This is a genomic window from Acidovorax sp. ST3 (assembly GCF_003231145.1).
In the GTDB taxonomy this organism is placed as follows: Bacteria; Pseudomonadota; Gammaproteobacteria; order Burkholderiales; family Burkholderiaceae_C; genus Acidovorax.
Window position 1 is genome coordinate 822,295 of record NZ_QKVP01000001.1, and the last position, 16,821, is coordinate 839,115.

The window sequence follows — 16,821 nt, forward strand, 5'->3', positions numbered from 1 at the left end:
TTCTCCTCTTTCTCTCGCACCCCACCATGACCACCCCCAAGCGCAAACTCCGCTCCGCCGAATGGTTCGGCACGGCCGACAAAAACGGCTTCATGTACCGCAGCTGGATGAAGAACCAGGGCATCCCCGACCATGCTTTTGACGGCCGCCCCGTGATCGGCATCTGCAACACCTGGTCCGAGCTGACCCCGTGCAATGCTCACTTTCGCAAGATTGCCGAGCATGTGAAACGCGGCATTTACGAGGCGGGTGGCTTCCCGGTCGAGTTCCCGGTGTTCTCCAACGGCGAATCCAACCTGCGCCCCACCGCCATGCTCACGCGCAACCTGGCCAGCATGGACGTGGAAGAGGCCATTCGCGGCAACCCCATCGACGCGGTGGTGCTGCTGGTGGGCTGCGACAAGACCACGCCCGCGCTGCTGATGGGCGCGGCGAGCTGCGATGTGCCCGCCATCGTGGTCACGGGCGGGCCCATGCTCAACGGCAAGCTCGACGGCAAAGACATCGGCTCTGGCACCGCCGTGTGGCGCTTGCACGAGTCACTGAAGGCGGGCGAGATCAACGAACACCAGTTCTTCGCGGCCGAGGCCGGCATGTCCCGCTCTGCCGGCACCTGCAACACCATGGGCACGGCCAGCACCATGGCCTGCATGGCTGAATCGCTGGGCACTTCGCTGCCGCACAACGCTGCCATCCCGGCCGTGGACTCGCGCCGCTACGTTCTGGCCCACATGTCGGGCAAGCGCATCGTGGAGATGGCACACGAAGGGCTCACGCTCTCCAAAATCCTCACGCGCGAAGCCTTCGAGAACGCCATCCGCACCAACGCCGCCATCGGCGGCTCCACCAACGCGGTCATCCACCTCAAGGCCATCGCAGGCCGCATCGGTGTGCAGCTGGACCTGGAGGACTGGACGCGCATTGGCCGTGGCACGCCCACGCTGGTGGACCTGCAGCCCTCGGGCCGCTTCCTGATGGAAGAGTTCTACTACGCGGGCGGCCTGCCCGCCGTGCTGCGCCGCCTGGGCGAGAACGGCCTGCTGCCCCACCCCAACGCACTCACCGTCAACGGCAAGAGCCTGTGGGACAACGTGCGCGAGGCCCCGCAATACAACGACGAGGTGATCCGCCCGATCAACAACCCGCTGATTGCCGACGGCGGCATCTGCATCCTGCGCGGCAACCTGGCGCCGCGTGGCGCGGTGCTCAAACCCTCGGCCGCCTCGCCCGAACTGCTCAAGCACCGGGGCCGCGCCGTGGTGTTTGAGAACCTGGAGCACTACAAGGAGCGCATCGTCGATGAAAACCTGGACATCGACGCCAGCTGCGTGATGGTGCTCAAGAACTGCGGCCCCAAGGGCTACCCCGGCATGGCCGAGGTGGGCAACATGGGCCTGCCGCCCAAGCTGCTGCGCCAGGGTGTGAAAGACATGGTGCGCATCTCCGACGCCCGCATGAGCGGTACGGCCTATGGCACCGTGGTGCTGCACGTAGCGCCCGAGGCGGCAGCCGGTGGCCCGCTGGCTGCTGTGCGCGATGGCGACTTCATTGAGCTGGACTGCGAGAACGGCCGCCTGCACCTGGACATCAGCGACGAGGAACTGGCAGCCCGTCTGGCCGCATTGGCTGGCACGGACAACGGCGGACGCGGAGGCTACCAGCGGCTGTATGTGGACCACGTACTGCAGGCGGACGATGGTTGCGACTTTGACTTCTTGGTCGGCTGCCGGGGGGCTGCTGTGCCCCGCCACTCGCATTGATGTGCCCCACTGAGGCGCTCGCCGCAGTCAAACGCTACAAATTCCATAGCTACCAGCGCTTATTCAAACAGCGCTAGAGGCATATTCAACTCAAATTCTTGCCCATACCCGCCATGCCTGCCCCCCATTCCCTCCAGAACCCTCGCTACCGCGGCATCTTCCCCGTGGTGCCCACCACGTTCCATGAAGACGGCCGCCTCGACCTCGACAGCCAGAAGCGCTGCCTGGACTTCATGATCGACGCCGGTGTGGATGGCGTCTGCATCCTGGCCAACTTCTCGGAGCAGTTCTCGCTGTCTGATGCCGAGCGCGAAGTCCTCACCCGCACATCGCTGGAGCATGTGGCAGGCCGTGTGCCAGTCATCGTCACCACCACCCACTACGGCACGCGCGTGTGTGCCGAGCGCAGCCGCGCCGCGCAGGACATGGGCGCGGCCATGGTGATGGTCATGCCGCCTTACCACGGTGCCACCTTCCGCGTGCCCGAAGCGCAGATTTACGAGTTCTATGCCCGTGTGTCGGATGCGATCCGCATCCCGATCATGGTCCAGGACGCGCCCGCCAGCGGCACCGTGCTGTCGGCTCCTTTCCTGGCGCGCATGGCGCAAGAGATTGAAAACCTGGCCTACTTCAAGATCGAAGTGCCCGGCGCCGCCAGCAAGCTGCGCGAGCTGATCCGCCTGGGTGGAGACGCCATCGAAGGCCCGTGGGACGGCGAAGAAGCCATCACCCTGCTGGCTGACCTCGATGCGGGCGCCACGGGCGCGATGACGGGTGGTGCCTTCCCCGACGGCATTCGCCCCATCATCGAGGCGCACCGCCAGGGCGACATGGAGCAGGCGTTTGCGCTCTATCAGCGCTGGTTGCCCCTCATCAACCACGAAAACCGCCAGGGCGGCATCCTCACGGCCAAGGCGCTGATGAAGGAAGGTGGCGTGATCGCCTGCGAGGCAGGCCGCCACCCCTTCCCGGCCATGCACCCCGAGGTGCGGCGCGGCCTGATCGACATCGCACGGCGGCTGGACCCGCTGGTGCTGCGCTGGGCCCGTTAAGCGGGACACCCATGGCGCCTGCACGTTTTCTGGTGCCCGCCGAGGCGGGCCTGATCGCCCTGGACTGGGGCACCAGCGCATTGCGCGCCTTCCGCATGGGCGCGCATGGCGAGGTGCTGGAGACGCGGCACCGCCCCTGGGGCATCATGAACCTGCCCCCGGTCGCGAGCGATGTAGCCGATACGGAACCCAGCGCCGCATTTGAACGCGCACTGCAAGACACCTGCGGCGACTGGCTGGCCGCCACACCCGGCCTGCCCCTGCTGGCCTGCGGCATGGTGGGCAGCGCCCAGGGATGGCGCGAGGCCAAGTACTTGCCCACACCCACCTCGCTCGATGCACTGGCGCGGGGCCTGACGCTGGTGGAGCGGCGCGACGGCCCACCGCTGCACATCGTGCCGGGCCTGTTGCAGCAGGGCGCGCTGCCCAACGTGATGCGCGGCGAAGAAACCCAGGTGCTGGGCGTGCTGGCGGGCCTTGCGCTGCCTGCGGATGCGCCCGTGCTCATCGGCCTGCCCGGCACGCACAGCAAATGGGTGCGGGCACGGCAAGGCTGCATCGAACAGTTTCACACCTTCATGACCGGCGAGGTGTTTGCTGCACTGCGCGGCCACACGATTCTGGGCAAGACGATGCAGGCCGCAGCGGCCCCTGACGACGATGCCTTTGCGCGCGGGCTGGAGGTGGCGCGGGGCAGGAATGCCGCGCTGGGACTGCTGTCGCACATCTTCAGCACCCGCACGCTGGGGCTGACCGGCGCACTGGCGCCTACCGCGCAAGCGGACTACCTCTCGGGCCTGCTGATCGGGCACGAGGTGGCGAGCCTGGCACGGGCACAGGATCAAGCCCCGACAACACCACCAACGCTGGTGCTCTGCGGTGAGCCCGACCTGTGCCGCCGCTACGCCATCGCGCTGCAGACCTACGGCTTTGCCGCCCCCACCATCGCCACGCAAGCCACGGCCACCGGGCTGTGGCAGATCGCGCTGGCGGCAGGGCTGGTCGTTGCGCCAGCGCCCTCCTCCTCACACCCCTTCACCGCCGGGAGTCTGGCTGCATGAACCCCATCGACAAAGCCCTGTTCCACATCCTGCAGCGCTGCGGGCTCATCGCCATCCTGCGCGGCGTGCAGCCGCACGAGGTGGTGGCCATCGGCCACGCGCTGTACGACGCGGGGTTTCGCATCATCGAAGTGCCGCTCAACTCCCCCGAGCCGCTGGCCAGCATCCGCGCGCTGCGCGATGCACTGCCCGCCGACTGCCTGGTGGGCGCAGGCACCGTGCTCTCCATCGAGGCCGTGGCCGATGTGGCCGCAGCGGGCGGGCAGATCATCGTCATGCCCCACAGCGACCCCGACGTGATCCGCGCCGCACGGGCCGCCGGCATGGCCTGCGCGCCCGGCGTGGCCACGCTGACCGAGGCCTATGCCGCGCTGGCAGCGGGCGCCAACATGCTCAAGCTGTTCCCCGCCGAGGCGCTGCCGCCCCATGTGCTCAAGGCCTGGCGCGCCGTCATCACGCCGCCCATGGCGCTGGTGCCCGTGGGCGGCATCGTGCCCGAGAGCATTGCGCCCTATGCCGCCGCTGGCGCCAGCGGCTTTGGCCTGGGCTCGGCCCTGTACCGGCCCGGTGACCAGGCCCCCGAAGTCGCGCACAAGGCTGCAGCGTTTGCGCGGGCGTGGCAGGCGTCCTTTGGCACCGCGCCCGCCACGGCCTGAACCGCCCCCCCCTTACTCGTTCCAGACAACCCAGCATTTCTGAACCGACTGCCCAGCCCCCATGAAGATCACCCGACTCACCACGTTCATCGTCCCGCCACGCTGGTGCTTCCTCAAAATCGAAACGGACGAAGGCATCACCGGCTGGGGCGAGCCCGTGCTGGAGGGCCGCGCCCACACCGTGGCGGCTGCGGTCGATGAACTGGCCGACTACCTCGTTGGCAAAGACCCACGCAACATCGAAGACCACTGGACCGTGCTGTACCGAGGCGGCTTCTACCGGGGCGGCGGCGTGCACATGAGTGCACTGGCTGGCATCGACCAGGCGCTGTGGGACATCAAGGGCAAGGCGCTGGGCGTGCCCGTGTCCGAGCTGCTGGGGGGCAATGTGCGCAGCCACATCAAGGTCTACAGCTGGATCGGCGGAGACCGCCCCAGCGAGACGGCCGCCGCTGCCCAGGCCGCCGTGGCGCGCGGTTTCACGGCCGTGAAGATGAACGGCACCGAAGAGGTGCAGTACGTGGACAGCTACGACAAGGTGGAGCGCTGCATACAAAACGTGGCCGCCGTGCGCGAGGCCGTGGGGCCGAATGTGGGGATTGGCGTGGACTTTCACGGCCGCGTGCACCGGCCCATGGCCAAGGTGCTGGTCAAGGAGCTGGAGCCCTACAAGCTCATGTTCATCGAAGAGCCCGTACTGAGCGAACACGAAGAGGCGCTGAAGGAGATCGCCCGCATCTCGTCCACCCCCATCGCCCTGGGCGAGCGCCTGTACTCGCGCTGGGACTTCAAGCGCGTGCTGCAAGGCGGCTATGCCGACATCATCCAGCCCGACCCGTCGCACGCAGGCGGCATCACCGAAACCCGCAAGATCGCCAGCATGGCCGAGGCCTACGACGTAGCCCTGGCCCTGCACTGCCCGCTGGGCCCGATTGCACTGGCGGCCAACCTGCAGCTGGACGCCGTTTGCTACAACGCCTTCATCCAGGAGCAGAGCTTGGGTATCCACTACAACCAGGCCAACGACCTGATGGACTATGTGTCCAACCCCGGGGTGTTTGCGTACCAGGACGGCATGGTGGCGATCCCCACCGGGCCGGGGTTGGGGATTGAGGTGAATGAGGACTATGTGCGCGAGCGGGCGCAGCAGGGGCACCGGTGGAGGAACCCGGTGTGGCGGCACCGGGATGGGAGTTTTGCGGAGTGGTGAGGGGTTGGGCACCTTGTTATTGATGCGGCGCGGTTTACTCCAGAGTATCGATGGCGCTGTACCTCAGCTTGCCCAGGGCTTCGGCAGCCTCGGCTCGAACGGGGCTCATGAATGGATTGCGCCAGATTAATAGGCCAGGAGCAGTCGCGCGGTTTCATCTTTCGAACGCTTGCTGGTACGGGGATGACTCTGTCAGCTCAGAGAAAGTCAGAGCGGTTTGGGCAAATCACAGGCTGCAAAAAGCGCCACACGAGCTTCATCAAGCACCTCGACAAGCTCGTCTGCAACAAACTGTCTGCTTCCGATTTCAAGCAAACCTTCGCCTTGCAACACGTGTGCCAGCCGGTAAGCCCGCTCTAACAAGGCTGCAGCCTCAAGCAACTCCTTTTGTCCGCTCATGCTGTGTCAGTGTGCCTGGATCAGGTTGGCAGCACCCAATCCGAGGAACACCATAAAAAGTGCCTTCTGGAAGACGGGGCCGACAAGGCGGCTACGTAGCAGCTCACCAAGCTTGAGCCCGCAAAATGCGCCGATCAATGCTCCACCGACTGCAATAGCAAAAGACGACGAGATCAACCCCAAAGGGGCTGACATCTGCACTTTCACGGCGAGCGACAGAGTGGCCACGGTGAATGAAAGGCCCAGCGCTTGCACCATCTCGTCCTTGCCCAGCCGCAGCGTCTGCAAGTAGGGAACCCAGGGCAATACGAAGACGGCCGTGAGTGCCGTCACGAACCCGGTGGCCGCGCCTGTCGGCAGGCTGAGCCATTTGCTGGTGAGTGAAAGATCGGGCAGCTGAGGTCGCCACAAGCCCCAGATGCCATAGGCCATGAGAATCCCGCCCAGCCAGCCCTTGGTCGTTTGTGCGGAAACGGTGTCCCCCAGACCGGGCGCGCTCAGAGTCACGATCGCGATTGCCAGCCAACCGGGCCACAGCCGGGATACCAGTGAGCGCAGCTGAGGGCCACGGCATTGCGCGATATTGGTTGCCAGCGAGGGTATGACCAACAGTGCGGCGGCTTGCACAGGGGGCATCCATAGCCCGAGCAAGCTCACGGCCACTGTAGGCAGCCCCATGCCGGTGACGCCCTTCACACCACCGGCCAGAACGAACACAACGACCACCATCAAGAGCTGCAATATGTCCATGCCCTATGGTGTGTGCATGGCCCAAGTGCTGTCCATCGGATTGCAGTGAACAGATCCTTCGCGTATTCCGTAGGATGGCGGTCATGAGTACCCCTAAGCGCCGCACCACGGATTACCGCGTTGATCCGTTTGACCTGCACCTCTTTGCCGCCGTAATGGAGCATGGAACCATCACTGCCGCTGCTTCGTCCGTGAATCTGTCGTTGGCTGCGGCCAGCGCTCGCCTCAAGGGTCTTGAAGACGCGACCGGTTCGCGGTTGTTGGTGCGGTCCAAAGCGGGCGCAATACCCACCGATGCGGGACGCGCTCTGCTGCGCCATGCCAACCGCGTGCTGGCTGAGCTCGAATCGCTGCATGTAGAGATGGCGAGCTTTGGTCATGGATTGCGCGGGACCGTTCGGCTGCTGTGCAACACAGCCGCCATGTCCGAGAGCCTTCCGCGCACGATCGGCCAATTCTTGGTGAAGACCCCTGATCTTGATGTGGACGTGCAAGAGCTTTCGAGCGAGGCGGTCGTAGAGGCATTGCGCCGTGGCACCGCCGACCTGGGCATCGTCGCCGATTACGTGGACACCTCTGGGCTGCTTGTGCAGCCATGGGTCGATGACCGTCTGGTGGCACTCTTGCCAAAGCGCTGGTCTTTGGGCCGCCGCCGCTCCGTGGCGTATGGCGAATTGCTAGAGCATCCCTTTGTAGGTTTGGCCCGGGAGAGTGGACTCAGCCGCTTTCTGGCAGCCCAGGCCAGTCGCAGTGGCCGGGTCCCGCGCCATCGGGTGCGTCTGGGCGGATTTGACGCTGTCGCGCAATTGGTAGCCGAAGGCGTGGGAGTGGCGGTCATGTCCGAGAGCGCGGCGGTGCGCTTTGCCAAGTCAGGTACCCAGATCCTAGGACTATCTGATGCTTGGTCTCGGAGAAAGCTGCTCGTTTGCATGACCCCGGCAGGCAGCGAACTGCCCAGTGTTGGCGCGCTGGCCAATGCGCTGCTGGGGGAGCGACCGCAGATTGGGAGCCGGTGAGCAGAGGACGTTGGCTGGGTATGGGATAAGGATTGGTGTTGACCGAAAGTCGGCTATCAGCGTCAGAACACTGACCGGCTGCAAACCCTGCGCTGCAGCCTCTCGCAACCGCTTCCAATTTTCCTGCGGCATAGACGGCCACGCGACAACAACTTCCGGTTGTTAGCCCAATGGCGGGCAGGAGCGCCCTCATTCAGGCCCCTGTGGACTCATTGCTTCTACCTCGGAATGTCACCGTGGGAATGCTCACATTTCAATAGCTTCCAGCGCCCACCCATATTGCGCCAGGTGCCGATCACACCCCCAACTCCTCTGCAACCCTGTTCTACCCTTGTCCAAAAATCAGTCCCTACCAGACACTGTGATTAAAATCAGTACCACGCCAGCCCAACCACCCCACCATGACGGCGCTGCCCTCCCCCAACTCGGACTCCCCGCCCTCCACCCCCATCACCCGCTTTCACCGCACGCGCCTGATGCAGATCTGGCGCTCGGCAGGCTGGCCGTGCAAGGACGGGCTGGAGATTGACCTGCTGGCTGCGGGCCTCATCCACCTGCACATTGCGGCCGATGGTTGCGAAACCCTGCGTCTCACCGACGAAGGAATCCGCATGCTGGCGCAAGCCCGCCAGCGCAGCGTGCGGGCGCTGAGCCTGCACGACCGGCTGGGGCAGAAGTTTGCAGCGCAGTTGCTGGCTTCGGGGCGCATCGTATGGACCGAACTGTCACTGCGCGCGGTGATCGACACCGTGCCGATGGGGGATGTGGTGCCGCCTGCGGCCACGGCCGATGCACCTGCCAACACCGCGCCCGCCATGGCACCGCTGTGGGCCGACGAAGACCACGCCCCCGCTGCCCGCGCCGCCGCCAATGTGTGGCGCATGGCCCGGCCCGATCTGTTCTCGGTGCGCAATACCTCTGTGCCCGCCTACCTGCAGCCCATGGTGCACGAGGTGAAGGCGAGCCGGGCCGACCTGCTGTCGGACCTGCGGCACGATGCCAAGCGGCAGGCCTATCAGTGGTTGTGCGAGGAGTGCTACTACGTCTTCCCGGCAGGCATAGCCGAGCCCGACGAGATCCCTGAGCACTTCGGCATCTGGGTATTGCACGGCAGCGTGGATGATGGGCGCTTTGAGCTGCTGCGCCCCGCGCGGCACAACCGCTGCACCCTGCCCTTTTCTGTGTGGATGGCGCTGTGCAAGGCCACGCCGCTGCGCAGCGATGACGACATGGCTCAGACCCATTTGGGCGAGCCTGCTCCTCCCGCCACTGACACCCCGACCACCCCGCCATGACCTACACCGTGGCGGTGCGCGAGCTGTGCGAGTTCACCGCCAAGCAAGGCGACCTGGACCTGCGCTTTACGCCCGCACCCACCGCGCTGGAAGGCATGGCGGGCCATGCGGTGGCAGCGTCGCGCCGGGGTGCAGACTACCGCGCCGAGGTGGCACTGAGCGGCAGTTACCAAAGCCTGCGCGTGCGCGGCCGGGCCGATGGCTACGACCCCGCGCAGCAGCGCATCGACGAGGTCAAGACCTTCAAAGGGCGGCTAGACCGCCAACCCGCATCGCACCGCCACCTGCACTGGGCGCAGGCCAAGGTGTATGGCTGGCTGCTGTGCGAGCAGGAGCAGCTGGCGCACATCGACGTGGCACTCGTCTACCTGGACGTGGGCACGCAACAAGAGACGGTGTTCACCGAGCGCTGCAGCGCGGCTGACCTGCGCCAGCACTTCGAGGCCCAGTGCCAGCGCTTCATTGCCTGGGCCGAACAGCAGGTGGCCCACCGTGCCGCACGCGATGCGGCACTGACCACGTTGGCGTTTCCATTTGGAGCCTTTCGAACCGGCCAGCGCCCGCTGGCCGAGGCCGTGTACAAGACGGCAGTGGCGGGCCGCTGCCTGCTGGCCCAGGCGCCCACGGGCATTGGCAAGACCATGGGCACGCTGTTCCCGCTGCTCAAGGCCGCGCCCGCGCAGGGTATCGACAAGGTGTTCTTCCTGGCCGCCAAAACGTCGGGGCGGCAGATGGCACTGGATGCGCTGGCGCGCCTGGCCGACAGCGCACAGGCGCTGCCCCTGCGTGTGCTAGAGCTGGTGGCGCGCGACAAGGCGTGCGAACACCCAGACAAGGCCTGCCACGGCGAGTCTTGCCCGCTAGCCCGGGGCTTTTACGACCGGCTGCCTGCTGCACGCGCCGCTGCGGTGGCCACCACCATCGAAGGAAAAACCGTCACCGCTTTGCAACAAGCCCGCGTGCGTGAGGTAGCCCTGCAGCACGATGTCTGCCCCTACTACCTGAGCCAGGAGCTGGCCCGCTGGGCCGACGTGGTGGTGGGCGACTACAACTACTACTTTGACCTGGGCGGCCTGCTGCACGGCCTGTCCCAGGCCAACCAGTGGCGCACGGCGCTGCTGGTGGACGAGGCCCACAACCTGGTGGAGCGCGGCCGCAAGATGTTCACCGCCGAGCTGCACCCCGCCGCCTTGGCCCAGGCCCGCAGCAGCCCCACCGCTGCGCAGCACGCGCCGGTGAAGAAGGCGCTGAACAAGGTGCTCCGCGCCTGGGTGGCGCTGGACAAGGCGCACCCAGCCCGGTACACGGTGCTCGAAACCTTCCCCGACAAGCTGCTGGCCGCGCTGCAGCAGTGCACCACCACCCTCACCGAACACTTCACAGACCACCCCACGGAGCCGGATAGCGCGCTGCAAACCTTCTATTTCGACGCCCTGCACCTGCAGCGCATGGCCGACCTGCTGGATGCGCATTCGATGGTGGACATCACCCAGGCCACCCACCGCCACGCCCCCAAGCCCGGCGATTCCGTGGTCTGCATCCGCAACGTGGTGCCCGCACCCTTTCTGCAACCGCGCCTCGCAGCGGCACACACCAGCACCATGTTTTCGGCCACGCTGCAGCCCGCGCGCTACTACGCCGACCTGCTGGGCCTGCCCGAAGGCCACATGTGGGTGGATGTGGAATCGCCCTTTGCCGCGCACCAGCTGCAGGTGCAGGTGGCGCGCCACATTTCCACGCGCTACCCGCACCGCGCGGCGTCCCTCGCGCCCATCGCCACGCTGATGGCGCAGCAGTTTCGCGAGCGGCCCGGCAACTACCTGGCGTTTTTCAGCAGCTATGACTACCTGCAGCAAGCCGCCGCGCTGTTTGCGCAGCAGCACCCCGATGTGCCGCACTGGTGCCAGTCGCGCCGCATGCTGGAGGGCGAGCAGCGCGAGTTTCTGGCCCGCTTTACCGACACCAGCCAGGGCATTGCCTTTGCGGTGCTGGGCGGCGCGTTTGCCGAGGGCATCGACCTGCCGGGCAAGCGGTTGATTGGCGCCTTTCTGGCCACGCTGGGCCTGCCGCAGGTCAACCCCGTCAACGAGCAGATCCGCGAGCGCATGCAGGCGCTGTTTGGCGCGGGCTATGACTACACCTACCTCTACCCCGGCCTGCAAAAGGTGGTGCAGGCCGCAGGCCGCGTGATCCGCACGCCCAGCGACGAGGGCGTGGTGCACCTGATGGACGACCGGTTTGCGCAGGCCCAGGTGCGTGCGCTGCTGCCCGCGTGGTGGCGGGTGGACTGAGAGGCTAAGAGGCTGAGAGTCTTTTGCCTATGCCCGCCTTGCACGCCACAACACCGCTGCTCGTCGTTGCAAATGCGCGCCATAGCCCGAGCTATGGCTGTGCTTTGCGCCTCGATCAGCGGTGTTGTGGCGCACCTTTCGGGCACTGGCAAAAAACTCTCAGCCTCTGAGCCAAAAAAAGGCCGGTCACCCGTTGGGGACCGGCCTTGCAAAGGCCGCCAAAGCGGCACACAGAGAGTCAATCTTCAGGATGCAACGGGCTCCGTCACCACCAGCTCCTTGGCCTTGCCACGCTGGCGGAAAAACGCCACCGTTTGCCACAAGACGAATGCGGCGATCAGGCTGATCAGCGTGCCGCTGATAGGACGGTTGATGAACACCTCAAAGCTACCGCGCGACAGCAGCATGGAGCGGCGGAAGTTCTCTTCCAGCATGGGGCCCAGGATGAAGCCCAGCATCAGCGGCGAGGGGTCCATCTCCAGCCGCATGAACAGGTAGCCCAGCGCACCAAACGCCACAGTGATGAACACGTCGTCCAGGTTGTTGTTGATGCTGTAGGTGCCAATGCAGCAGAAGAACAAGATCGCGGGGAACAACACGTTGTACGGAATCTTGAACACCGACAGCCAGTAGCGCACCAGCGGCACGTTCAGCACCAGCAGGAAGCAGTTGCCAATCCACATGCTGGCGACCAGACCCCAGAAGAGTTCGGGGTGGCCGGCAATCATGTTGGGGCCGGGCTGGATGCCCTTGATGATGAACGCGGCCATCATCAGCGCCATCACGGCGTTCTCGGGGATACCGATGCTCATCAGCGGGATGAAGCTGGTGCGTGCAGCCGCTTCGTCCGCAGCAGCCTGGCCAGCCACGCCTTCGATGCAGCCGGTGCCGATTTCATCGCGGTATTTGCTGACCTTCTTGTCCAGCGCATAGGCAGCAAACTGTGCAATCACGGGGCCGCCACCGGGCAGGATGCCCAGGATAGAGCCCACCACGCTGCCACGCAGCGCGCTGGGGATGATGCGCTTGAACTCAGGCCAGGTGGGCATGAGCTTGATCTTGCCGTTGAAGGGCGAGCGCTCTTCACGCGAGTCGAGGTTCTTGGCGATTTCGGCAATGCCGAAGCAGCCCAGCGCAATGCTCACAATGCCCACGCCGTCGGCCAGGAAGGGAGCATCCCAGGTAAAGCGGGCCAGGCCGCTGTTCACGTCGGTACCGATGGAGCCCAGCAGCACACCCACCATGCACATGGCCAGGCCATTGAGCAGGCTGCCCGTGGTCACAAAGCTCACACACACAAAGCCCACCAGCATCAACGCGCAGTAGTCGGCAGGGCCAAACAAGAAGGCCACCTCGCCCAGGCTGGGCGCCAGGAACGCCAGCACCACGATGGCTACCGTGCCCCCGATGAAGCTGGAGAATCCGGCGGTGAACAGGGCCAGCCCCGTTTTCCCTTTCAGCGTCATCGCATACCCGTCGATACACGCCACGATACTGCTGGCATGCGGGATCTTCATGGTGATGGCGCTCACGCTGTCACCGTATTGGGCACCGTAGTAGATACCGGCCAGCATGATGAGAGCGCCGGTGGTGTCGATGGAATAAGTCAGCGGCAGCAGCAGGCTGATGGTGGCCAGCGGGCCCAGGCCCGGCAGCAGACCCACCAGGGTGCCCACGGTGCAGCCCAGGGCGCAGAACATCAGGTTCTGCAGCGTCAGTGCGTGGCTGAAGCCAAACGCGAGGTTGTTCAAGACTTCCATGGCGGCGACCTCAGTACAGCGGCAGGCTCACGCCCAGCAGCTTTTGGAATGCAAACGCAATGCCGACCAGCACCGCAGCGATCTTCAGGTTGCGCTTCCACGAGTACGACGTACCCGCAAAGCCCGAGCAGAACACCAGGAACACGATGCCGGCGATCATGTTCACAAAGTGCGACAGTGCCGCAAAGCCGCACAGGCTGCCCAGGATGATGGCGATGTTGCGCACCTGAAAGTCCATGGGCACGGGCGCCACCAGGCGCGCGCGCACCACGGTGATGACCCCGATCACAAACAGCATGCAGCTGACGATGAACGGGAACATGCCCGGCCCGGCGCGGCCAAGCGTCCCCAGCGAATAGCTCAGGGACGGCAGGCCGAAGCCCAGCGCCAGAGCCATGAGGGCAAAGCCTCTGAGTAGATTGCGGTTGATCATGAAAAGGTTGTCTCCTGATAGGCTTGACGACCCCATCCGGCGGTGCAAATGGCGCGCAGGGCTGGGGTATGCTGACGGGCAGACTATCCCCATCGAACCTGATCGCAGGCTGATCTTGGCCATGCGTAATTTCACGTAGAACCCCGACCTCCATGCGCCTCCTCCTGGTGGAAGACGACCCGGTGCTCAGCCGCACCATGGCCCAGGGCCTCGAAAACGCGGGCCACCGTGTCGAGCTGGCCCATACCGTCGAAGAAGCCCAGCACTGGTGGGCCGTACAGGCTTTCGACGCCGTGCTGCTGGACCTGAACCTGCCCCACGCTGCCCACGCACGCAGCGGCCTGGGCAGCGGCCTGACGGCCCTGCGCGCTGCCCGTGCGCGCGGCGACCGCACCCCCGTGCTGGTGCTCAGTGCCCGCGACAGCACCGAGGAGCGCATCGCCGGGCTGGACGCTGGCGCCGACGACTACCTGGGCAAACCCTACGAGCTCAAAGAGGTGGAAGCCCGCCTGCGCGCCCTGCTGCGGCGCGCCAGTGGTACCGCCGACATCGTCACCGTGGGCCAACTGGTGCTGGACCGCCAGGCGCGCCGCGTCAGCGTGGCCGGGCAGCCGCTGGAGCTGCCCGCGCGCGAATTCGACCTGCTGTGGGAGCTGATGACCCCTCCCGGCCGCGTGTTGAGCAAGGGCGACTTGTCCTCGCGCCTGTCGGACGGCAGCGAGGTGGTGGGCGAGAACGCGCTGGAAGCGTCGTTCTCCCGCCTGCGGCGCAAGATTGCCGGCAGCGGAGCGGCCATCCGCACGCTGCGCGGGCTGGGCTACGTGCTGGAGGATGACGTTGGCCAGCCCTGAGCCCGGCACCGCACTGCTGCACCCGCAGCCGCCCGACCTGCGCCAGCGCATAGGCCGGCGCGTGCTGCTATCGCTGGTGCTGATCTGGGGGCTGGGCAGCACCGTGGTGCTGGGCGTAGGCAACCACTTCGTGGCCGAGGCGTTTGACCGCGCCTTGCTGGACGACGCCCACGCGCTGGCGGCCCATGTGCGCGGCGGCCAGGCGGCTGACCCACCAGGCACCCCGCTGCAGCTCGACCTGACCCCGCGCGAGGTGGGCTTGCTGCGTTTTGACCAGAGCGAAACCGTGTGGTTTGCGGTGTATGCCGCCGACGGCAGTTTCATCGCTGGCGACTCGCACCTGGCGCCGGGCGTGGTGGCGGCGGGCAGCAGCCACGCGTTTTCGCACCTGTCGCAAGACGGGCGCGAGATGCGGCGCGCCACCTTGCAGATTGCGGGGCCGCCGTCGTTCACCGTCGTCATCGCGCAGACCACGGCCGAGCGTACGCAGCTGCTGCGTCGGTTGCTGGTGTACTCGGGCCTCGCCCAGCTGTGGCTGCTGGTGGTGCTGGGGTCATGGCTGCTGCGCGGCATAGAGCGCGACCTGCACCCGCTGGGGGCGCTGCAAGACGCCATGGACCAGCGCGACGCCGCCGACCTGCAACCCCTGCCGCCCACGCTGACGCAGCAGGCCAGCACGAGCGACGTGCAACGCCTGGGCGTGGCCCTGGACGGCTTGCTGGCACGCGTGCAGCAAAGCCTGCATGCGCAGCGCGAGTTTGCGGGCAATGTGGCGCACGAGCTGCGCACCCCCCTCGCAGGCATCCGCGCCCAGGCCGCCCACGCGCTGGCCCACAACGACCCGGCCGTCTGGCGCAGCGAAATCGAAGGCATCGCCCAGGCCGAGCAGCGCGCCAGTCGCACCGTGGACCAGTTGCTGGCCCTGGCCCGCGCGGCCGAGGGCGGCATCGCACTGACCTTGCAACCCTTGGCCCTGCACACCCTGGTGCGCGACGTGCTGCTGCGCTACCTGCCCCGCGCCGATGCGCTAGGGGTGGACCTGGGCGCCGAGGGCCTGGACCAGGCCGTGGTGGTGCGGGGCAACATTGCGCTGGTGGAAGGCATCCTGAACAACCTGCTAGACAACGCACTGCGCTACGGGCGCGGCACGCCGCCCCGCATCACCGTGGCGCTGCACACCGAGCCAGGCTTTGGCGTGCTGCGCGTGACCGACAACGGCCCCGGCGTGGACGCCGCGCTGGCGCAGCAGCTGCAACAGCGCTGGGCGCAGGGCGACCAGGGCCAGCGCCTGGGCCAGGGCGCGGGGCTGGGCCTGGCCATCGTGGCTCGGTATGTGCAGTTGATGGACGGCCGGCTGGAGCTGACCCCAGCCAGCGATGCAGCCGACGGATCAGGCCTCGCGGCCAACGTGTGGCTGCCGCTGGCGCTCAGCGCGTCGACCCCCTCCAGCACGCCCCCCACATTCCCATGACGAGCCCGACCGCCCCAGCGCTGACCGAGGCTGAGCAAGCAGCCTTCCTGCAGTCCATTGCCCGCGTGCGCAACGCGGCCGGGCGGGCCCTGCGGGCAGCGCAGGCCAATGCCATGCAGGGTGCCGCCGCCCATGGAACGGGTACGGGCACCGGCGCCATCGCCACTGGCCAGGCCCCCGAGGCCGCCGAACCCGTCGCCCAGGCTGCAGTCGATTTCATCGCACAACTGCACCAGGGCCTGGACACCGTGGCCGAACAGTCCCGCGCCAACGACCCACAGCCAGCGTGCCAGGCAGGCTGCGCCCACTGCTGCCACCTGCGCGTGGAGGCGACCGACCCCGAGGTGCTGCACATTGCCCAGCACCTACAGACGCTGCCCAGCGCAGACCAGGCCGCAACCCTTCAGCGTCTGCAGCAGCATGTGGCGGCGGCAAGCGCGGGCACCACGCGCCAGCCCTGCAGCTTTCTCGTCCATGACCGGTGCGCCATTTACAGCGTGCGCCCCGCCGCCTGCCGCAAGGCGCATTCCTTGTCGGCTGCGCACTGTGCAGAGCAGTCGCCCACCATCCCGCAGAACCTGCGCCTGCTGGTGGATGCTGAGGCACTGATGGCGGGCACCGCCCTGGCCTACCGCGACCAGCCCCTGCCCGCCAGCGCCCACGAACTCAACGCCGCCGTGCTGGCAGCGCTGGATGGCACAGCGTCGCCCCCAGCTGGCGCCCTGCTGCGCTGGTACCGGGGTGATGAAGGCGCACTGGCCCTGCGCGGCACGCCGCCGTAAAAGCCTGTGCGCCTTGATATCCGTCAAGACCCGC

General features: G+C 66.4%; 15 protein-coding genes. 11 read left to right on the forward strand and 4 right to left on the reverse strand.

The annotated features are described in order from the left end of the window. Window positions 1–26: 26 nt before the first annotated feature. The 5 genes from DNK89_RS03645 to dgoD all read left to right on the forward strand — a co-directional run bounded on the left by DNK89_RS03645 (window position 27) and on the right by dgoD (window position 5,739). The gene (locus DNK89_RS03645; protein ID WP_110958928.1) at window positions 27–1,760 is read left to right on the forward strand and encodes an IlvD/Edd family dehydratase; all 1,734 of its coding nucleotides are present in this window, start codon (window positions 27–29) and stop codon (window positions 1,758–1,760) included. 113 nt (window positions 1,761–1,873) lie between these two features. Then, on the forward strand, window positions 1,874–2,812 hold the full coding sequence (locus DNK89_RS03650; RefSeq protein ID WP_110958929.1) for a dihydrodipicolinate synthase family protein: 939 nt from the start codon (window positions 1,874–1,876) through the stop codon (window positions 2,810–2,812). Between the two features lie 11 nt (window positions 2,813–2,823). Next, the gene (locus DNK89_RS03655) at window positions 2,824–3,873 is read left to right on the forward strand and encodes a 2-dehydro-3-deoxygalactonokinase (protein WP_110958930.1); all 1,050 of its coding nucleotides are present in this window, start codon (window positions 2,824–2,826) and stop codon (window positions 3,871–3,873) included. Beyond that, the gene (locus tag DNK89_RS03660) at window positions 3,870–4,529 is read left to right on the forward strand and encodes a 2-dehydro-3-deoxy-6-phosphogalactonate aldolase (protein ID WP_110958931.1); all 660 of its coding nucleotides are present in this window, start codon (window positions 3,870–3,872) and stop codon (window positions 4,527–4,529) included. The genes DNK89_RS03655 and DNK89_RS03660 overlap by 4 nt, the downstream gene beginning before the upstream one ends. 61 nt (window positions 4,530–4,590) lie before the next feature. Then, complete coding sequence (dgoD, locus tag DNK89_RS03665) at window positions 4,591–5,739, forward strand: galactonate dehydratase (RefSeq protein WP_110958932.1); 1,149 nt, start codon at window positions 4,591–4,593, stop codon at window positions 5,737–5,739. Window positions 5,740–5,946: 207 nt separating this feature from the next. Here dgoD and DNK89_RS03670 read toward each other — a convergent pair whose 3' ends face one another. Beyond that, window positions 5,947–6,138, reverse strand: coding sequence for a hypothetical protein (locus DNK89_RS03670; protein ID WP_110958933.1), 192 nt, complete (start codon window positions 6,136–6,138; stop codon window positions 5,947–5,949). 6 nt (window positions 6,139–6,144) lie between these two features. Continuing rightward, window positions 6,145–6,888: a sulfite exporter TauE/SafE family protein gene (locus DNK89_RS03675; RefSeq protein WP_110958934.1), complete on the reverse strand. Its 744-nt coding sequence runs from the start codon at window positions 6,886–6,888 to the stop codon at window positions 6,145–6,147. Between the two features lie 83 nt (window positions 6,889–6,971). Here DNK89_RS03675 and DNK89_RS03680 point away from each other — a divergent pair, with 83 nt between their 5' ends. The 3 genes from DNK89_RS03680 (at window position 6,972) to DNK89_RS03690 (ending at window position 11,490) form a co-directional block, all read left to right on the forward strand. Beyond that, window positions 6,972–7,904, forward strand: a complete 933-nt coding sequence (locus DNK89_RS03680; protein WP_161958921.1) for a LysR substrate-binding domain-containing protein — start codon at window positions 6,972–6,974, stop codon at window positions 7,902–7,904. Window positions 7,905–8,305: 401 nt separating this feature from the next. Continuing rightward, complete coding sequence (locus tag DNK89_RS03685; RefSeq protein ID WP_110958936.1) at window positions 8,306–9,199, forward strand: hypothetical protein; 894 nt, start codon at window positions 8,306–8,308, stop codon at window positions 9,197–9,199. Next, window positions 9,196–11,490 (forward strand): ATP-dependent DNA helicase, encoded by a 2,295-nt coding sequence (locus DNK89_RS03690; RefSeq protein WP_110958937.1) that lies wholly within the window; start codon window positions 9,196–9,198, stop codon window positions 11,488–11,490. Before DNK89_RS03685 ends, DNK89_RS03690 begins: the two co-directional genes overlap by 4 nt. Before the next feature lie 245 nt (window positions 11,491–11,735). Here DNK89_RS03690 and DNK89_RS03695 read toward each other — a convergent pair whose 3' ends face one another. Both DNK89_RS03695 and DNK89_RS03700 read right to left on the reverse strand, forming a co-directional pair. Further along, window positions 11,736–13,250, reverse strand: a complete 1,515-nt coding sequence (locus DNK89_RS03695) for a tripartite tricarboxylate transporter permease (protein ID WP_110958938.1) — start codon at window positions 13,248–13,250, stop codon at window positions 11,736–11,738. 10 nt (window positions 13,251–13,260) lie between these two features. After that, complete coding sequence (locus DNK89_RS03700; protein ID WP_110958939.1) at window positions 13,261–13,683, reverse strand: tripartite tricarboxylate transporter TctB family protein; 423 nt, start codon at window positions 13,681–13,683, stop codon at window positions 13,261–13,263. Between the two features lie 152 nt (window positions 13,684–13,835). Here DNK89_RS03700 and DNK89_RS03705 point away from each other — a divergent pair, with 152 nt between their 5' ends. The 3 genes from DNK89_RS03705 to DNK89_RS03715 are packed head-to-tail and all read left to right on the forward strand — an operon-like array spanning window position 13,836 to window position 16,787. Then, complete coding sequence (locus DNK89_RS03705; protein WP_110958940.1) at window positions 13,836–14,534, forward strand: response regulator transcription factor; 699 nt, start codon at window positions 13,836–13,838, stop codon at window positions 14,532–14,534. Further along, the gene (locus tag DNK89_RS03710; protein ID WP_110958941.1) at window positions 14,515–16,005 is read left to right on the forward strand and encodes a sensor histidine kinase; all 1,491 of its coding nucleotides are present in this window, start codon (window positions 14,515–14,517) and stop codon (window positions 16,003–16,005) included. The genes DNK89_RS03705 and DNK89_RS03710 overlap by 20 nt, the downstream gene beginning before the upstream one ends. Beyond that, window positions 16,002–16,787: a YkgJ family cysteine cluster protein gene (locus DNK89_RS03715; protein ID WP_110958942.1), complete on the forward strand. Its 786-nt coding sequence runs from the start codon at window positions 16,002–16,004 to the stop codon at window positions 16,785–16,787. Before DNK89_RS03710 ends, DNK89_RS03715 begins: the two co-directional genes overlap by 4 nt. The last annotated feature ends 34 nt before the right edge of the window (window positions 16,788–16,821 follow it).

Excerpts from the sequence above, each read along its gene's own strand:
- DNK89_RS03670 (WP_110958933.1), bottom strand. The coding sequence starts at position 6,138 with ATGAGCGGACAAAAGGAGTTGCTTGAGGCTGCAGCCTTGTTAGAGCGG.
- DNK89_RS03680 (WP_161958921.1), top strand. The coding sequence starts at position 6,972 with ATGAGTACCCCTAAGCGCCGCACCACGGATTACCGCGTTGATCCGTTT.
- DNK89_RS03650 (WP_110958929.1), top strand. The coding sequence starts at position 1,874 with ATGCCTGCCCCCCATTCCCTCCAGAACCCTCGCTACCGCGGCATCTTC.
- dgoD (WP_110958932.1), top strand. The coding sequence starts at position 4,591 with ATGAAGATCACCCGACTCACCACGTTCATCGTCCCGCCACGCTGGTGC.
- DNK89_RS03705 (WP_110958940.1), top strand. The coding sequence starts at position 13,836 with ATGCGCCTCCTCCTGGTGGAAGACGACCCGGTGCTCAGCCGCACCATG.
- DNK89_RS03675 (WP_110958934.1), bottom strand. The coding sequence starts at position 6,888 with ATGGACATATTGCAGCTCTTGATGGTGGTCGTTGTGTTCGTTCTGGCC.
- DNK89_RS03700 (WP_110958939.1), bottom strand. The coding sequence starts at position 13,683 with ATGATCAACCGCAATCTACTCAGAGGCTTTGCCCTCATGGCTCTGGCG.
- DNK89_RS03715 (WP_110958942.1), top strand. The coding sequence starts at position 16,002 with ATGACGAGCCCGACCGCCCCAGCGCTGACCGAGGCTGAGCAAGCAGCC.
- DNK89_RS03660 (WP_110958931.1), top strand. The coding sequence starts at position 3,870 with ATGAACCCCATCGACAAAGCCCTGTTCCACATCCTGCAGCGCTGCGGG.
- DNK89_RS03710 (WP_110958941.1), top strand. The coding sequence starts at position 14,515 with ATGACGTTGGCCAGCCCTGAGCCCGGCACCGCACTGCTGCACCCGCAG.
- DNK89_RS03645 (WP_110958928.1), top strand. The coding sequence starts at position 27 with ATGACCACCCCCAAGCGCAAACTCCGCTCCGCCGAATGGTTCGGCACG.
- DNK89_RS03695 (WP_110958938.1), bottom strand. The coding sequence starts at position 13,250 with ATGGAAGTCTTGAACAACCTCGCGTTTGGCTTCAGCCACGCACTGACG.
- DNK89_RS03690 (WP_110958937.1), top strand. The coding sequence starts at position 9,196 with ATGACCTACACCGTGGCGGTGCGCGAGCTGTGCGAGTTCACCGCCAAG.
- DNK89_RS03685 (WP_110958936.1), top strand. The coding sequence starts at position 8,306 with ATGACGGCGCTGCCCTCCCCCAACTCGGACTCCCCGCCCTCCACCCCC.
- DNK89_RS03655 (WP_110958930.1), top strand. The coding sequence starts at position 2,824 with ATGGCGCCTGCACGTTTTCTGGTGCCCGCCGAGGCGGGCCTGATCGCC.